The organism is Methylophaga lonarensis MPL, from assembly GCF_000349205.1.
Taxonomy (GTDB): Bacteria; Pseudomonadota; Gammaproteobacteria; order Nitrosococcales; family Methylophagaceae; genus Methylophaga; species Methylophaga lonarensis.
In genome coordinates, this window is sequence record NZ_APHR01000010.1 from 65,344 (window position 1) to 80,867 (window position 15,524).

Annotated in this window: 16 protein-coding genes; 5 read left to right on the forward strand and 11 right to left on the reverse strand. The window is 46.3% G+C overall.

What is annotated here, in order from left to right; genetic code table 11:
* Window positions 1–269: 269 nt before the first annotated feature.
* Both MPL1_RS02350 and MPL1_RS02355 read left to right on the forward strand, forming a co-directional pair.
* Window positions 270–1,586, forward strand: a complete 1,317-nt coding sequence (locus tag MPL1_RS02350; RefSeq protein ID WP_009725525.1) for an MFS transporter — start codon at window positions 270–272, stop codon at window positions 1,584–1,586.
* Window positions 1,587–1,839: 253 nt separating this feature from the next.
* Window positions 1,840–2,307: a hypothetical protein gene (locus MPL1_RS02355; protein ID WP_009725526.1), complete on the forward strand. Its 468-nt coding sequence runs from the start codon at window positions 1,840–1,842 to the stop codon at window positions 2,305–2,307.
* Between the two features lie 729 nt (window positions 2,308–3,036).
* Here MPL1_RS02355 and MPL1_RS02365 read toward each other — a convergent pair.
* The 6 genes from MPL1_RS02365 to MPL1_RS02390 all read right to left on the reverse strand — a co-directional run bounded on the left by MPL1_RS02365 (window position 3,037) and on the right by MPL1_RS02390 (window position 8,164).
* Window positions 3,037–3,306, reverse strand: a complete 270-nt coding sequence (locus MPL1_RS02365; protein ID WP_009725528.1) for a type II toxin-antitoxin system Phd/YefM family antitoxin — start codon at window positions 3,304–3,306, stop codon at window positions 3,037–3,039.
* Window positions 3,307–3,486: 180 nt separating this feature from the next.
* On the reverse strand, window positions 3,487–3,894 hold the full coding sequence (locus MPL1_RS02370) for a VOC family protein (RefSeq protein ID WP_009725529.1): 408 nt from the start codon (window positions 3,892–3,894) through the stop codon (window positions 3,487–3,489).
* 222 nt (window positions 3,895–4,116) lie between these two features.
* Window positions 4,117–6,105 (reverse strand): ATP-binding protein, encoded by a 1,989-nt coding sequence (locus MPL1_RS02375; protein WP_009725530.1) that lies wholly within the window; start codon window positions 6,103–6,105, stop codon window positions 4,117–4,119.
* Window positions 6,105–6,614 carry an ABC-three component system middle component 4 gene (locus MPL1_RS02380; protein ID WP_009725531.1) on the reverse strand — a complete coding sequence of 170 codons (510 nt, stop codon included), beginning with the start codon at window positions 6,612–6,614 and terminating at the stop codon, window positions 6,105–6,107. Before MPL1_RS02380 ends, MPL1_RS02375 begins: the two co-directional genes overlap by 1 nt.
* Window positions 6,607–7,839 (reverse strand): ABC-three component system protein, encoded by a 1,233-nt coding sequence (locus tag MPL1_RS02385; protein ID WP_009725532.1) that lies wholly within the window; start codon window positions 7,837–7,839, stop codon window positions 6,607–6,609. The genes MPL1_RS02380 and MPL1_RS02385 overlap by 8 nt, the downstream gene beginning before the upstream one ends.
* A 130-nt stretch (window positions 7,840–7,969) precedes the next feature.
* The gene (locus tag MPL1_RS02390) at window positions 7,970–8,164 is read right to left on the reverse strand and encodes a hypothetical protein (protein ID WP_009725533.1); all 195 of its coding nucleotides are present in this window, start codon (window positions 8,162–8,164) and stop codon (window positions 7,970–7,972) included.
* Window positions 8,165–8,225: 61 nt separating this feature from the next.
* Between MPL1_RS02390 and radC the strand changes: the two genes are divergently transcribed.
* Window positions 8,226–8,900: a RadC family protein gene (gene radC, locus MPL1_RS02395; RefSeq protein WP_009725534.1), complete on the forward strand. Its 675-nt coding sequence runs from the start codon at window positions 8,226–8,228 to the stop codon at window positions 8,898–8,900.
* An 11-nt stretch (window positions 8,901–8,911) separates the two neighbouring features.
* Here radC and MPL1_RS02400 read toward each other — a convergent pair whose 3' ends face one another.
* The 5 genes from MPL1_RS02400 to MPL1_RS02420 form a co-directional block, all read right to left on the reverse strand.
* Complete coding sequence (locus MPL1_RS02400) at window positions 8,912–9,664, reverse strand: cytochrome b/b6 domain-containing protein (RefSeq protein WP_009725535.1); 753 nt, start codon at window positions 9,662–9,664, stop codon at window positions 8,912–8,914.
* 117 nt (window positions 9,665–9,781) lie between these two features.
* Complete coding sequence (locus MPL1_RS02405; protein WP_009725536.1) at window positions 9,782–10,210, reverse strand: hemerythrin domain-containing protein; 429 nt, start codon at window positions 10,208–10,210, stop codon at window positions 9,782–9,784.
* 20 nt (window positions 10,211–10,230) lie between these two features.
* Entirely contained in the window at window positions 10,231–11,064 is an 834-nt protein-coding gene (locus MPL1_RS02410; protein ID WP_009725537.1) for a thymidylate synthase, read from the reverse strand.
* Between the two features lie 69 nt (window positions 11,065–11,133).
* Complete coding sequence (locus tag MPL1_RS02415; RefSeq protein ID WP_040576796.1) at window positions 11,134–12,060, reverse strand: sigma 54-interacting transcriptional regulator; 927 nt, start codon at window positions 12,058–12,060, stop codon at window positions 11,134–11,136.
* Between the two features lie 11 nt (window positions 12,061–12,071).
* Window positions 12,072–12,854 (reverse strand): sulfite exporter TauE/SafE family protein, encoded by a 783-nt coding sequence (locus MPL1_RS02420; RefSeq protein WP_009725539.1) that lies wholly within the window; start codon window positions 12,852–12,854, stop codon window positions 12,072–12,074.
* Window positions 12,855–13,048: 194 nt separating this feature from the next.
* Here MPL1_RS02420 and MPL1_RS02425 point away from each other — a divergent pair, with 194 nt between their 5' ends.
* On the forward strand, window positions 13,049–13,441 hold the full coding sequence (locus tag MPL1_RS02425) for a c-type cytochrome (RefSeq protein ID WP_009725540.1): 393 nt from the start codon (window positions 13,049–13,051) through the stop codon (window positions 13,439–13,441).
* Window positions 13,442–13,589: 148 nt separating this feature from the next.
* Window positions 13,590–15,524, forward strand: a 1,935-nt coding sequence (locus MPL1_RS02430) for a TonB-dependent receptor plug domain-containing protein (RefSeq protein ID WP_009725541.1), incomplete at its 3' end; no start/stop codon positions are given.

The window sequence follows — 15,524 nt, forward strand, 5'->3', positions numbered from 1 at the left end:
CGCTAGCTAGGTTCGGCTGACTGCTCCGGGCTTCTTGGACTGCAATTTAAAAAACGCCGCGAGATTTGCTATGGTTAAAGCAAGCCAGACACTCAGTCTGCATTTATGTCACTAAGCACCAAGACGTTGCATTAGTGGGCCAGGGCGTTATTGATTCATCGAATCTCTTCAACGCTGTCATCAATCGCAAATGCCTGCCAAATGCACGTTTCCATCAGGTTCAACGCTGAGCCTGAACAAATCCGGTTAACACTTGAGGGAAGCTTGTTATGCATTCTTTGGCATTATTGCGACCAATTCAAGCCATTTTATGGGGCGTTGCGCTCCTGTTATTAGGTAATGGTCTAATCAACACTCTGTTGACACTTCGCGGTGTCAGTGAAGGGTTCTCCAGCGCCGTGCTCGGCCTTGTCATGTCGAGTTTTTTTGTCGGCTTTATTTGTGGAACATGGGTCAGTCCACGCCTGATAAAACGCATGGGCCACATTCGCACCTTCGCTTTTTGTGCCTCGCTCTGTGCTTCAGCAGCACTGCTGCATATTATTTTTATTGATGCGATTTCCTGGATGCTGCTGCGTTTTATCTACGGCCTTGCCTTTGTCACGCTGATGACAGTGATTGAGAGCTGGTTAAACAGTCAGTCAGCCCCACATGAACGTGGTCGTATTTTCGCCTTTTACATGGTGGTGAATCTGGGCGCACTGGCAGTCGCCCAACAAATGCTGCGACTGGATAGCCCGGAAAACTTCCTGCTGTTTGCTCTGGTGTCTATTTTGATCTGCTCGGCATTATTGCCTGTCGCAATGACTCGCCGCGCTCAACCCACCATTTCAGATCACCCAAAAAGCAGTCTAAAAGCATTAGTGCGCTTTGCACCATTAGCTGTAGCAGCTTCGGCGTTTTCAGGGCTTGCGATGGGGGCATTCTGGTCAATGACACCTATTTATGCCGCTGGTGTCGGCTTTGATACCGGCGGTATCGCCATGATCATGAGTGTCGCCATTTTAGGTGGTGCCGCCTTGCAAATACCTATCGGTCGAGTTTCTGATAAATATGACCGACCCGCCGTGCTGATTGGGGTATTAATACTGGCCGCGATTATCGCCGTGATAATTCCCATGGCACCCAGTGAAAACATTTTGTACGGGCTGTATTTTCTCTGGGGTGGTCTGGCGTTTGCCATTTACCCATTGGCGGTTGCCATGTTAATCGACCAATTACATCCAGATGAAATTGTCTCCGGCTCCTCAGATATGCTGGTATTGCATGGCATCGGCTGTGTCTTCGCACCGATGCTGGCAGGTGGCCTGATGACCTTGATTGGTGGTTATGCGCTGCAAATGTATATCGCCGTAGTGTTGGCCAGCTTAGCGGCATTTGCCATTTATCGTCGTCGACATGTCATCGATCTGGTGTCAGGTAATCCGGCCCATTTTGAACCCATGGTACAGACCAGTGATCAGGCACTGAATATGATGTTTGATCAAAGCCAACCAGACCTGTTTGATGACCCGGATTTTTATGGCGAAGACGAGCGTGAACGTATTATCAAGGCGTTTGAGAAAAGTGCCAGCAGCGACAAGTAAGCAGCCTTTGCCATCAACGACACATACTGCTTCGCTCAAGACTCTGTCGCATAACTGATTAAATATTAGCTATTTACAGCCTGAATCATCAGTGCTAAATCTATTCAACATCTGCATATCAACTAAAAGGGGGATGATGGGATGTAAATGACAAGCATCCTCTAATATTTAATATCACAACTCTTGCAGGGATTGGTCAGTGGCGATCCCCTTGATGTATTCATTCAGGACTTTATTTCTTAAAAGGATTTTTATGATTAAGTACGCGGCTTCAGCGGCAGTAATTGCAATTGCTACAACATATATTCTTATTGCTAGTTTTTCTTATGCTATTTATCTTTTTCCATATGGTTTTACCATAGTCATTGCCAGCTCTATTATCCCTGCAATTGCTGTTAGCGTAGCATGGTGGAAGTTCCGAAAACGTAGACCCTCATATCGTGAAAAAATAATCATAGTCTTGGTTTATTGGTTTATTTTGATATTTTTCTTCTTAATGCCCATCCATGTGCTACCAACACTATCAAGCTTAGCTAGCATTATGTTAAACACGATCATTTATCCCATCTTTTTGCTAATCTTTTTTGGTATAAGTGACAGGTTTGATGGCAACTTCCAAAGAGCGATGACTTTCTTCTTTGTAACAGGTTCATTTCTATTCATTGCCGTGACTTTATATAACGGCCATCTAAAAATCACTGAGATTCTTAGTGTTGGATAGCCGACAACGGAATTTTTACAACATCATTTTGGTGAGCGGCGTTTCCCTAATGCTCTGATAAGTTATGACCTGTAAAATGCGGCAAAAACTGGTTATTTATCTCCAGCTTTTTTGGAAATTCCAGCTAATGAGTTGAGCATGCTTCTCGCACCACTCGAACAAGAATCGCTCACACTCTTGTCTCAAAATCTTATCGTTGAGCCTGGGATCGTCGCTCACTAAATAGAATCTAAAGCCAGTAACACCCAATTCCTTAGCGGCCATACAGATCGGGCTGGTACGTCTCAACTGCTCGGGCTTTTCAGTGCCATTATGCATTCCTTCGAACCACCTGATATCGTGTCTGATTTTACCCCTGACGCTTCGCCCCGTCTCACCAACTCTTACCCCATGCCTGCCCCAGCAAATTTCTGCGTAAAGTCCGGGTTTCGTGGGTAATGACTCGACAGGCACTGAATTGTCCTCAGTCCATCCAACAAAAAGATTGATTCCTTTGTAAGTAATAAAGTCCATGAGTCGTTCTAACGACCTCGCTCATCTGTTTGGTTTACTGGTTATAGCGTTAATTGATTATTAACTCTCATAAAGACGGCGGCATGCATGACGAGTATTTGGATACTGCCAACAAGATGTCACGCTGCAGTGGTTGGATATGTTTCGTTTTCTGGCAATTCGAGCTGCCTCTCACCTGTAAGCCTCAAGCGCCGACTTTGCGATGCGTAATTCCATTTACTCGATACTCAACATTCTCCTAGCGTCCTCTAACGATACGGTGTTACCCTCACGGACATTCATCAACCCTTGCGCCACGGCTTTTACAAACCGCAACTCCTCTGCGGTTTTTTCATAATCATCGAGCCCCTGAACAACAGCTACGGAGCGGCCACGACTGGTTGACAGTACAGGGCGATGCGTATCCTGCGCTCGATCAACAATTTTTCCCGGATCGTTCTTCAGCTCTGAAAGTGGAATGACATGCCCAGAAAATTTCACATGCATCGTGGTTACCCGGTCAATGATTTTCTGCCATTAGCCGCAGATGTTAACAGCTACATTCCAGAAACATAGTGTCCGCGAGAGTGCGCGAGGCATCAGCGCCGCTTTTGAGGCGATTGTTATAAATCAAGTTGGCTGGCCCCTTGATTCTTCTGCACTTGGCTATGTGTTTATAGCACCACCCTAGTTCGACAAATTGAGCTGCCAAGACACACCGTATCTATCATTCAGCCAACCAAACATTTGGCTAAAACCATAGTTATCTAAAGGCATTAGCTCTGAGCCATTTTCGGCGAGGCTCCGAAATACCTTCTTGATTTCACTCATTGATTCACACTCAACGTGCAATGACATGGAGGGTGTAAAGGTAAATTGGTGGTCAAGATGACTGTCCAGAGCCATGAACTCGGTACCGTTTATCATAAATTTAATCATCTTGGCAGAGCCTTCTGGCTCATGCTCGCCAGCTTCGTAGCGCTGAATATCAATGATCTCTGAACCAGGAAATAGAGAGGTATAGAATTTGATTGCTTCCTCGGCTTTCCCAGCTTGTTTCCCGACAAACATGAGCGAGGCCTTAATGGATTTCATCTGTTGCTCCGTTCTGATTTGTAAACATAACGCCTAGCTCACCGGAAAATTGGTAGCGCAGCGAGCGGTTCAAAATCAAACACTCTGACCCTATTGATTATGATCGGCTCCATTCAGCACCCTCTAACGCCTCAAACACCGGAATGGTGAAGTTGGCGGCTTTTTTGGAACAAAAAAGATGACAGCTTTACCATGTCCGAGTGCTTTGGCTTGTTACATTTATCATTTCTTAGGGGCCGAATCCCAGTCATCGATTAGACCAATTGGAAGCCCATTGATACCGTTAGATCTATAGTGGGCTATTTCAAAACCTTTGTTTTCGTACGCAACATCCCGAGGCATGTCATTATCTACCAGTATAATCTGACAGAGCTTACCTTTATCATCGAACTCTTCAGCAACAGCTACTAATGCATTGAATAGATTTCTGTATTTCTCTGGATCTGCCACACCATCAACATCAATTTCGCTGTCAATTTGACTGTCATCGGAATATTCAGGGGTTTTCCCCAGAAATTTTCCTACGGTGTCGATCATTAATAATCCTGGAATATTAGTATCTTTACGAAGCTTCTGCAGTAAGATGGATGCCAAGTATCCGATAGAAACAATTGTTCTAAGTCCGCCTGAGTTGATTTTTCTGTATTCAATATTTCTGACTTTTGGGAAAAATGTTTTTTCGTCTATTCCTACGCCGTAATGGTTCTTAATCTTTACTTGCTGAATAAATTTGTTGATATCAGCTCCTAGATCCTTCAAAACATTATCAAGTGACGGGGCGTCCTTTTTGAGTTCATCCAGTTTAATTTTTAGTTTCTCGATTGTTCCTTCTAGGCGGCCTATTTGGTCAGCAAATGCGGCCTGCTTGTTCCTTACTCGCAGGGAGTGAACTGCCTTTTCTCGACGTTCGTCAAGTTGCGCTAATTCTTTGACAATTGCGTCTCTCTCGGCTAGATATGGTGAAATAGAATTTGAAAGCTCTTCGTCCATTATTTCTCTGGCTTTATTTTTCTCCAGATAGAGCTCTGCTAGGAGGGAGTTGGCGGAATTTAAATCTGATCTGTTATCAGATATCAACTGTTTGAGATCTTTTGACCTCCTTTTGATCGATGTCAGCTCGCTTTTTAAGCGTGTGTCACTTGGGATGTCAAATTTATCGGATATGTCACCAATTTCGATAATGGTTTCGCAGATAGGGCAGCTTGTCTTCTCCTGAATATCTCCGCCTATAAACTCTTTGGCTGATAGGCTGGATTCAATTCTATCAATGTCATTTTGGTAATCGTTGAGGAGTCGGCTAAACCTTTCGATGCTTCGTAAAGATTTGCTCTTTGCTTCTTCTTGCTGCGCTATGTTCAAATTGATTGTGTTTAAGGCATCTTTGAGACCTTCATATAGTTCATTGTCGCTCGTCATTCGCTTGTTTAAATCTGAAAGCCGAGAGTTAACTTCAATTTTTATGTTGTCTATGTTGCTTATTTCTTCGTCTAAATCTTCAGTACTTTTAAATTCAGTCTGAGCCAAAAAATTACTTATAGCGGAGTACTGATTTGAAAGCTGTGTCTTCTCTTGTGTTTTACTTGCAATATCTACTTCTATCTCTGATATTCCAGTGTCGAGAACATTAAATATGTATTTAAAGACTTCCCTGTTTTTTGTTTCAAGTACATGGTTCCCAATGTTTAGCATGTGAGCGCTGCCAACATCGTCTTGATCCAAGTAAATAAATTTGAACAAGTCTAGGAAACTAAGCCTGGCTGTTTCTGATGAATCTTTTGTTGGGGCCTGCTTTAGTCGAACAGCGGGAAGTTCTAACGCCTCAAGAATAAATTCGGAAAGACTCTTATTTTGATCGTCTCCTTTGGTAATGCTGGATTTGTACTTTTCGGGAAAGGAGTTTGATATTTCAGAGTACTTACAAGAATATACGTCAATATCTCTGGCGGGATTGAAAATATCTCTGCTGATGCAGTAGGGTTTTCCATTTACGGTTATTTCAAGGACTGCATACTTTACCGATGAAGAAATTTCTTCGTCTATTTTGATTTGCTTCCCGCCAAGAAGATAGTAAACAAGCCTGAGTATGCTTGACTTTCCTGTATCGGCATCACCATAAATTATGTTTATTCCGGGACGAAATTTAACTCGATAATCTTTTCGATGCCCGTGAAGTATTAAATTTTTTAAAAGTAAACCTTGAGAGAGATCCATTATATACCCTGTTTTAATACTGTGTTTATATACCCATTAAGTTTGCTAGGGCTCTGCGATTGAAGTGATGAAAGTTGTTCGATAAACAGTTTGACTTTTCGGAAGTAGCCACTCTCTAACTTGCTTGCAATAGATCTTCCGGCATCTGTCAGGTCAAACAAGAAGCCTTCTGAGTTGGAATACTCAGACGACAAGTATTTCTTAGATGAAAGTATTTTGATCATGGTCAAAAGTCGATCTCGATCAAAAAGCTCGTCGACATTTACAGAAAGTGTTTCCACCGTGTAATAGTCGACATCATCAATGGCGATTTGACGCTTGTTTGCCAACATTAGAACTTTATTCAAGAAGGCTGGCTTAGTGACGAGGAAGTAGAACGACTGTATCTTGTCAATAGTTAGTACTTTCTTGTTTCTGGAGGTTTGTGCAAGGCTCCCGAGTATCAAGAGAAGTATGCCTAAGTTATAGTGCAGCTCGCGTTCTGGCTGGATATATGGAAGTTTATTCACTTTTACCCTCCGCCAAGAGGTGTCTCAGTGAATCTATTGTCCCGTCTTTTATCCACCAAATATTTTCATCTTTTGAATTAGCGAGTTGGTGGAGCATTCCCTGCTTGTGGATGGCGTTTATAAACAGAATAAACGTGTCTAAAAATTTCTTATCTTGTTTGATGATTGTTTCATGTACATCCGCTAACAGTAATCCAGAATTTGGGATGCCATCATGAATATACTTTGTGTAGCTGTTCTGATAGACCTTGCGTATTTTTGCATATAATTCAGCTAGCCGCTTTTTATCCGAAGAGCTACTAAATATTTTCCTTATATACTCTGCATTCAAAAATGCCTCCTTGGCCTCTCTTATTGTTGTTTTGTGTATATCAGCAGAGATTAATTTTAAGACAAACAGTTCATCGTCAAAGTCCGTTTCATCTTCAAGCTGTTTGAGTTCGAACGTTGATATGCCGGGATCATTCTTTTCAAAATCTAAGATTATTTGTTTGACAGCCATGACTATCGTGCTGTCGGGGTTCTCAGGTTTCGTAATGCTGGTGTGATCTTCATCTACTGATATTGCATCAGATTTTTCTTTATCTATCGGGACGGCACTTGTTTTTTTGACAACCGAATCATGCACACCGTAAAAATACTTTGTTGCTGGCCTTAAGCTGGTTTTTAGCCATTCATCATTTATCTTGTGAATAAAATCATTGAGTGGTGAAAGTCCCTCTATCTGAAGGTTGTCACTTATCAACTTTCCGAAAGTTGCCGCTTCTGCTCCTTGGTGGGGGACAGCCAAAGAAATAAAAAGCTTAATCTTTGATGGTGTCTTCTCTTCAATATCTTTTGTAATAGCACTTTTGGTTACCAATCCACCCATACTATGAGCAACAACGATAATATTGTCGTATGTTTGTAGTTTGAATCGGATTTCAGTTCTAAGTAAGTTTCCGATTTCCTCAATGCTTATATTGTTGGCTAGTTTTCCGTGTGAAGTTCCGAACATACGCTTAACAAGCGTAGAAACCTTACCCGCCTTGGCGAAAAGGTTTAGTAACTTGGTAAAGTATGAAAAGTGGGCTATGTCATAATTTTCTGATATTTCTAAATCATCGGAAAATAACTCAGGGAAGGAGCGTGCCTCTCCATTCTGCCAGGTTGCCTCTCCTCCGCAAAATCCATGAACAAATAGGATTAGGTTCTTTTTATTTTGCTGAGAAATGAATTCAATCATTTGGCTTTCCCTTTATATGAACCACTAACATCTTTTCCCCTTACTCCCTGCCTAAACCTGCAGTGAAATGTAACAGTCTGTTAATGAGGTCTGCGACCTCATAATAATTATTAACGTGAATGGATCATAATTATTTTTCATAAATAATCACCTTCACAACCTGCTGATTATAAATATAATTTTCACGCATCAAGATTATCTTGCTGAAAAATTGTGAATCATTCACGATTAATTTCTTTTGCTCTTCACCAGCCCCTACTAAAGCACTGACGATGAAAAACACCTTAAACCTGTGGTGGTGAATCGGCAAGTTGTTCCTTTGCATTGTTTTTCCGTGTGTCAGCGGCTAAATTTGTCTTGTGTTTCACTAATCGCAAGGAGCGATGATGGCTATCAGGGATTGGCCGGCCAGTGAGCGGCCGCGTGAGAAGTTATTGCAGTTGGGGCCGCAGGCTTTGTCGGATGCCGAGTTGTTGGCAATTTTTCTTCGCACCGGTGTCACTGGAATGTCGGCGGTGGATTTGGCCCGACGTTTGTTATCCGAATTTGGCAGTTTGCGTGCTTTGCTGGAAGCGGATGTAAACAGCTTTTGCCAGCATCATGGATTGGGCACGGCCAAGTTTGTGCAGTTGCAGGCGGTGCTGGAAATGGGCCGTCGGCATTTGGAGTCGACCTTGATGCGTGGTGATGCCTTTACCGATGCCGCCAGCACCCGACAGTATCTGCAACGCCAATTACGGCATCATCCCCATGAGGTATTTGCCTGTTTATTTCTCGATAACCGGCACCGGATGATCAGCTTTGAGCCGATGTTTCGCGGCACCATTGATGGTGCCAGCGTGTATCCGCGTGAGGTGGTCAAGCTGGCTTTGAAACTCAATGCAGCGGCGGTGATTTTTGCCCATAACCACCCTTCTGGCGTGGCTGAACCGAGTCAGGCGGATATTCAGATCACTCAGCGGTTACGCAGTGCCCTGGAGCTGGTCGATATTCGGGTGTTGGATCATATTATCGTCGGTGACCAGCACAGCCACTCCCTGGCTGAGCATGGTCAGTTGTGATCCAGCGCTGCTCAGTCGGCATCAAATGGTTTTTTGGGCAAGTATTTATGGCCTGTGATCATCGCGGAAGTCAGTCCGGTGCGTTCGCGCTTTTCGGCCACTACGACAGCAGCAATGTGTACCACGATTGACAGCATCAACAGGTAAAACAAGTAGGTGTGCAGGCTACGGTACGGTGTGCGAAATTCACGCATTTCGTCCCAACCTTGCTGGCTAATGCCGGTGCTGCGATCGCCGGGTTTGATCAATGCCATGGATTCCGGGCTTTCGGCAATCCAGGTTTTCATCTGGTTGCCGAATGGCGGCATAAACAAGTCAGTACTTCCAAGTACCAGCCCGGTACCGCCTTGCCCCAGCATTAAAATCAGCATTGCCATGACACTCCAGCGTCCCAGCGGATTATGCCCAAGGAAATAAACTTGTTCGCCGGATTTTTTGGCTTCGAGATAGGCCTTCCACTGCGCTTTATAGGCTTTGCCAAATGGCAAAATCGCCAGCCAGCGCGCATAACGATTGCCAACAAATGCCCAGAGCAAACGAATCAGCAGGTTAATGACAAAAACATAGCCTACCCAGATATGGAAAGCTTTGAGCAAAACTTTGTGTTCACGGGAAATACCCAGCTCCGAACTGAACATCATCACTATTCCTGACGCAATCATCGCCAATAAGCTGATAACGGCTATCCAGTGAAATAAACGAACGGGCAAGTCCCACACTTTGTAGGCAACGAAGGTCTGCTGCTGAGGGTTTGATGCTGTCATGAGGCTTCCTTAACAATCGTGAACAACCCAAATGGTGACTGGTTTTTAAGCTGATTGTTTATCAGTCTCGAACAAAAAGGAAAAATTCCCAATATCAATACCGCTTATTTCCCAGGCTCAAACCTGACAATATTCGCCGGTCCAATGCCGGAAATAAGGATTGATTCGCTCGTGCAGTTCCAGATGTGATTGCCACCAACGCTTGAGAAACAGCAATACCTCCTGTGGCTGCTCATCACGAATGGCATGCTGGCATATCAGGTCGAATTCTTGCAGAGAATCCAGCGCGAGTTTTTTGTACTCTTCACTAAGCGGCGATTCGACAGCCAACAAAATGCCGCCTTCCGTTTTAAAGTGAAAATCCAGAAACCGGCGTAACAGATCGATGGTTGGTCCCAGAGAATCCAGCGCGGTGCCCTGCTGAATGAAGAAGTGCAAGGAATTGATAATCGACACAATGCCTCGATGCTGCTCATCAAGGATCGGCTGATCGTGTTTGTAGTCTGAATTCCAGACCAGGTAAAGCGGGGGTGAGACGATTTCCATGTTCGACTCCTGCTTGTCAGTTAAACCGCTATAGGCGCCTTAATATGTGGCTGCGCCTGATAATCGACAATCTCGAAATCATCAAATTGATAATCAAAAATCGACTCTGGTTTACGTTTAATCAGTAATTTTGGCAACGGGCCGGGCGTGCGGGTCAACTGCTCTTTCACCTGCTCAAAATGATTACTGTAAATATGCGCGTCACCAATACTGAGCACGATTTCACCGACACCTAAATCACATTGCTGGGCCAGCATGTGCGTTAAAAACGCCAGCGATGCGGTATTGTAGGGGTTGCCCAAAAACAGATCATTGGAACGAATGTATAAAGATGCACTGAGCTTGCCGTTAGCCACGTAGAACTGATACAGCACATGACACGGGGGCAAGGCCATTTTGCCTTGTGCGGCGTTTTCCCAGGGTTTTTTACGCTCATCTGGCAACAAGGCAACATTCCAGCCGTTGATGATATGGCGACGACTGTCCGGGTTGTTTTTTAAGCCTTCGACCAAGGCGGCGATCTGATCAAATTCTTGACCATCTTCACCTTTCCAGCGACGCCACTGTGCGCCATAAACCGGACCAAGCTCACCGGATTCTGTGGCCCACTCATCCCAAATCGATACGCCGTTTTCTTTCAGGTAGCGAATATTGGTATCGCCGGTCAAAAACCAGAGTAATTCATGCAAAATGCTGCGAATGTGCAGCTTTTTGGTGGTTAATAACGGGAAACCTTCCGCCAGATCGTAACGTAATTGTCGGCCAAAAACGGAGCGTGTGCCGGTGCCTGTGCGGTCTTGTTTATCGACCCCGTTGTCCATGACATCTTTGAGTAAATCGAGATAAGCGCGCATCGCGGGTTCCTGCTGATTTCAATGCTGGCACTTTACCATATCACCGGCATAATTCCGTGAAGCTGCTGCTTATTTTGTCAGGTCGTATTTCTGCATGCGATACAGCAAGGTATCGCGGCTGATGCCCAATAAACGCGCTGCTTTGGAACGATTGCCTGCGGCCATTTCCAGCGCCTGTTCAATCAAGTCCAGCTCGACTTCGGCCAGATCAATGCCCGAGGCAGGTAATTTGAATTCATGTTTTTTCTTGGCGTAATCCGGCTGCATATCAACCGGCAAATCGGCAGGCATTAACTGAATGCCCGGCTGCAAAATTGCGTATCGCTGACACAGGTTCATCAGCTCGCGTACATTACCCGGCCAGTCATATTGTTGCAGACAGTTCAACGCAGCCGTTGATACACGCACCACGGCATTTTTACCGGAGAATGCCTTGAGGTAATGTCGCAGCAGAATTTCGATATCTTCTGTCCGTTCGCGTAGTGGTGGCAGACTGACCAGCAAGACCTGCAAGCGGTAATAGAGATCCGCCCGGAACCGGCCTGCCTTGACCTCTTCCGGCAAATTGGCACTACTGGCAGCAATGATTCGAACATTTACCGTATGCAGGCGATGGCTGCCTTGCAACTGACATTCCCCTGCCTCCAGAAATCTCAGCACTTTTGCCTGAATGGATGGCGGCAAGGCATCCACTTCATCCAGAAACACGGTTGCCCCTTCGGCTGCCAGCAATCGCCCTGCCTGTACAACTTCACCATCGGCATCACAGGCACCAAACAAATCAACTTCGGCATCATGAATGGGCAAGGCAGCACAATTGATCGTTATCAAAGGCTGGTCACGTCGATGACTATGGGCATGAATCGCCTGCGCCACCAATTCCTTGCCGGTGCCGGTTTCGCCCTCAATCAATACACTGGCATCGCTGAGCGCAATCATCGGAATGGTGCGAATCAGATGCGCAATTTGAGGTGATTGTCCGAGTATCTCAGTCATGGGCACAGGCATCAGTGATGATGGTGGTGGTGATTTTCATGATCGCCATTGTCAGGCTCCACTGCGTTGGATGACTCAGTGGTCACCTCATTCGTCTCATGATGATGATACTCATGTGAGTGCTGATGCGGCCAGAACAGCATCAACAACGCCATCAACACAATCGAAAGCCCAGCAATACGCCGAAATAAGGGTTTGCGAGCAAAGCCAGACAACACCCCGGCAAACATGCCAACACCAAACACAGCCGGCATGGTGCCAAGCCCGAATGCCAGCATCACGCTGGCAGCATACAAAGGATCACCGGTCGTCGCGGCGACAACCAATCCGGCATACACCAAACCACAAGGCAGCCAGCCCCACACCGCGCCCAGAAAAAAAGCCTGTTTCAATGAGCGAACAGGCAGCAGTTTTTGCCCAATCGGTTGCAGCAAACGCCATACCGGCGTGCCGATGCGTTCGATATGCGCAAACCGGGGAAACCAGCCTGCCAGATACAACCCCATTGCAATCATGAACAGACCGCCCAGGTATTGCAGCACCACCAGCCCATTAATTTCTGCCAGCGGTGAAGCCAGCAAGCCAACAATAAGGCCAGCCAGTGTGTAACTGAGAATCCTGCCGACATTGTAGTTAAAGACAAACGGCAGCATTTTTGCGGGACGCTCGCGAATCTCAGTTGGCAGCGTCAAACTGAGGGCGCCGATAATCGAGCCACACATCGCGACACAATGCGAGGCGCTAAACAGGCCGAGCAGAAATGCGGTGACTATTGATGTAGTGAGAGCGTCCATGGTTAATCCGAAAAATTCACTGCCAGCACTTTACCACTCTACCTTAACGACAAACAGGTGATTTGCCACGCTGACTACCGCAAAAGACCTATTTAGCTTGTGGATTTTAAGCGTAATCTTGAATTATGGGTTGGTAACAATCGAATCAAGCACGATGTTAACCGACCTGGTAACCGATAAGAGGACAACATAGTATGAAAAAACTGATGATTGCACCGATGCTTTTACTGATGGTGGGATTTTCACCCAGCACCATTGCTGAAGAGGCGCCCTATACTGTGACCAATGGCAATGAGGTTGATGAGCAGACTTTTAATGGTTTTCGCTTACATCGTAACTTCTGTGCACGCTGCCACGGCACTTTCAGTGAAGGTATGGTGGGACCCAATCTGGCTGAAAGCCTGAACCGCATCACCAAAGACGAATTTGTCGAAACAGTCACCAATGGCAAAATGGGCCAAATCGGCATGATGCCAGCTTGGAGTCATGTGCCTCAGGTCATGGAAGGAATGGATGAAATTTATGCCTACCTGAGAGCACGGGCTGACGGTGCGCTGGGTGAAGTCAGACCTGTACGAGCCAAGTAAGGCGGTGATGCCCCCTGAGTGTGTGACTCGGGGGGCGTTTTTAATACTCACAATAAAATTGCGGCATTTGCCACACCCTTAGTGTAAATCACACAAAAATCAATATTACCTTTTTCTTAAACTCCTCTTAAAACAACGAGGAGTCATCATGTTCAAAATGAAGTACATCGCGCTGTCGGTGCTAACCGCGAGTCTTGTTCCCACGGCTTATGCCGATCACTACGAACTGTCGGTCATTGAAGTAGCAGGCAGTAGTGCAGAGACCAATCCTTATCCCTTGCCTGAATATCCAGTGAGTAGTGCTGATTCGGCAGATCTGGTCAAACGCCTGCCGGGCACCCACATCAACCGTAATGGGCCACTGACGCCGATTGTGCAATATCGTGGTCTGTTCAGTGACCGGGTCAACGTGATGCTGGATGGTGTTCGAGTCAGTCAGGCCGGACCCAACAGCATGGATGCCTCACTCAGCTATCTGCCTGCCAGTCGTGTCGGAGATATCCAGTTATATCGCGGCATTGCGCCAATCAGCAGCGGCATTGAAACCATCGGCGGCACCCTGGTTGCCAATTCCCGCCAAGCAGAATTTGGCAGCAGCCGCGAAGTTGAATTCCACGGTCAGGCACATGCCGGATATGCCAGCAATCCGCGCAGTCATCAAACCGCTGTGACCGCCAGCATCAGCAATGAAAACAATCGTGCCTATATCGCTGCCAGCCGTGACAAAGGACGTGATGCCCGCTTTGATGGTGGCCGGATTTTACCCAGCCAGCATAATCGTGACACTTTGGGTCTTGGTTATGGTTTCAAGTTTGGTGAAGCCAGCGAAGCAGGGTTTGATGTCCAGCATATCAACACCACCAATACCGGCACGGCTGCCCTGCCGATGGATATTCAGTATGTGCGCGGCGAAAACTATCGTGCCAACCTGAAAACGGAATTGAGCAATGGCGACCAGCTCAGTTTCAGACTGCATTATCAGGATGTAGATCACTTGATGGATAACTTCAGTCTGCGTCAGGCACCGGCCGATGCGATGCGCTGGCGTGAAACCTTTACCGATGTGTTGGCCAGAGGCATGCAAATCCGTTATCAGATGCAAAACTGGCAGTTGGGTTTTGATATGGATCAAAGCCGTTACAACACCACCATTTTCAACCCGAACAACGCGATGTTTTTTGTTGAAAACTTCAATAACGTGCGTCGGGATCGTTACAGTGTCTTTGCCGAATGGGATGGTGAACTGAGCGAGGTCTGGTCACTGCAAAGCGGTGTTCGCTACAGCCATGTGGTCAGCAATGCCGATGCCGTTGATAGTAATGGCCCGATGGGGGCGGTGGTGGCACTGCGTGATCGCTTTAACCAAGCCAGCCGACGTAAGTCTGATGACCTGCTGGATATAGCCGCGGTATTTACCCGCGAACTGCGTTCTGATCTGGATCTGGAGCTGGGCATCGCCCGCAAGCAACGTGCCCCCAGCTATCAGGAACGTTATTTGTGGGCACCGTTTGAATCCACCGCCGGGCTTGCTGATGGCAATACCTATCTTGGCAATGTCAATCTGAAACCGGAAACCGCCTATCAGTTCGAACTGGGGTTGAACTGGCATCCACGGCAGATTCAGATTTCGCCAAGACTGTTCTATCACCACATCAATAACTACATCCAAGGCACGCCAACAACCGATGCCACCGCCATCATGGCTAATAATATGATGAGTATGTCTGGTCGCGACCCGCTGCAATTCAGCAATGTCGATGCCAAACTCTACGGGCTGGATACCAACTGGTTTGCAGCCCTAACCGACCACTGGCAGCTGGAAGGCACAGTCAGTTATGTGCGCGGTAAACGCCGTGACACTGGCGATAATCTGTATCGAATTGCACCGCTAACTGCTCGCACCATGCTCAGTTATGTCGAGCCAAGCTGGCAGCTGGGTGTTGAAGTTGAAACCATCGCAGCTCAACGGAAGGTGTCCAGCACCAATCTGGAACAAAAAACCAGCGGTTATGCCTTGTTCCTRACCTGKCYGCTACCAGCCGGTCAAGGATCTGACCGTTACAGCGGGCATCAACAATCTGTT

What these genes read in the sequence shown, in the direction of transcription:
- MPL1_RS02405 (WP_009725536.1), bottom strand. Translation starts at nt 10,210, where the DNA reads ATGGAAATCGTCTCACCCCCGCTTTACCTGGTCTGGAATTCAGACTAC.
- MPL1_RS02385 (WP_009725532.1), bottom strand. Translation starts at nt 7,839, where the DNA reads ATGATTGAATTCATTTCTCAGCAAAATAAAAAGAACCTAATCCTATTT.
- MPL1_RS02370 (WP_009725529.1), bottom strand. Translation starts at nt 3,894, where the DNA reads ATGAAATCCATTAAGGCCTCGCTCATGTTTGTCGGGAAACAAGCTGGG.
- MPL1_RS02420 (WP_009725539.1), bottom strand. Translation starts at nt 12,854, where the DNA reads ATGGACGCTCTCACTACATCAATAGTCACCGCATTTCTGCTCGGCCTG.
- MPL1_RS02410 (WP_009725537.1), bottom strand. Translation starts at nt 11,064, where the DNA reads ATGCGCGCTTATCTCGATTTACTCAAAGATGTCATGGACAACGGGGTC.
- MPL1_RS02355 (WP_009725526.1), top strand. Translation starts at nt 1,840, where the DNA reads ATGATTAAGTACGCGGCTTCAGCGGCAGTAATTGCAATTGCTACAACA.
- MPL1_RS02390 (WP_009725533.1), bottom strand. Translation starts at nt 8,164, where the DNA reads ATGCAAAGGAACAACTTGCCGATTCACCACCACAGGTTTAAGGTGTTT.
- MPL1_RS02350 (WP_009725525.1), top strand. Translation starts at nt 270, where the DNA reads ATGCATTCTTTGGCATTATTGCGACCAATTCAAGCCATTTTATGGGGC.
- MPL1_RS02415 (WP_040576796.1), bottom strand. Translation starts at nt 12,060, where the DNA reads ATGACTGAGATACTCGGACAATCACCTCAAATTGCGCATCTGATTCGC.
- radC (WP_009725534.1), top strand. Translation starts at nt 8,226, where the DNA reads ATGGCTATCAGGGATTGGCCGGCCAGTGAGCGGCCGCGTGAGAAGTTA.
- MPL1_RS02425 (WP_009725540.1), top strand. Translation starts at nt 13,049, where the DNA reads ATGAAAAAACTGATGATTGCACCGATGCTTTTACTGATGGTGGGATTT.
- MPL1_RS02400 (WP_009725535.1), bottom strand. Translation starts at nt 9,664, where the DNA reads ATGACAGCATCAAACCCTCAGCAGCAGACCTTCGTTGCCTACAAAGTG.
- MPL1_RS02375 (WP_009725530.1), bottom strand. Translation starts at nt 6,105, where the DNA reads ATGGATCTCTCTCAAGGTTTACTTTTAAAAAATTTAATACTTCACGGG.
- MPL1_RS02365 (WP_009725528.1), bottom strand. Translation starts at nt 3,306, where the DNA reads ATGCATGTGAAATTTTCTGGGCATGTCATTCCACTTTCAGAGCTGAAG.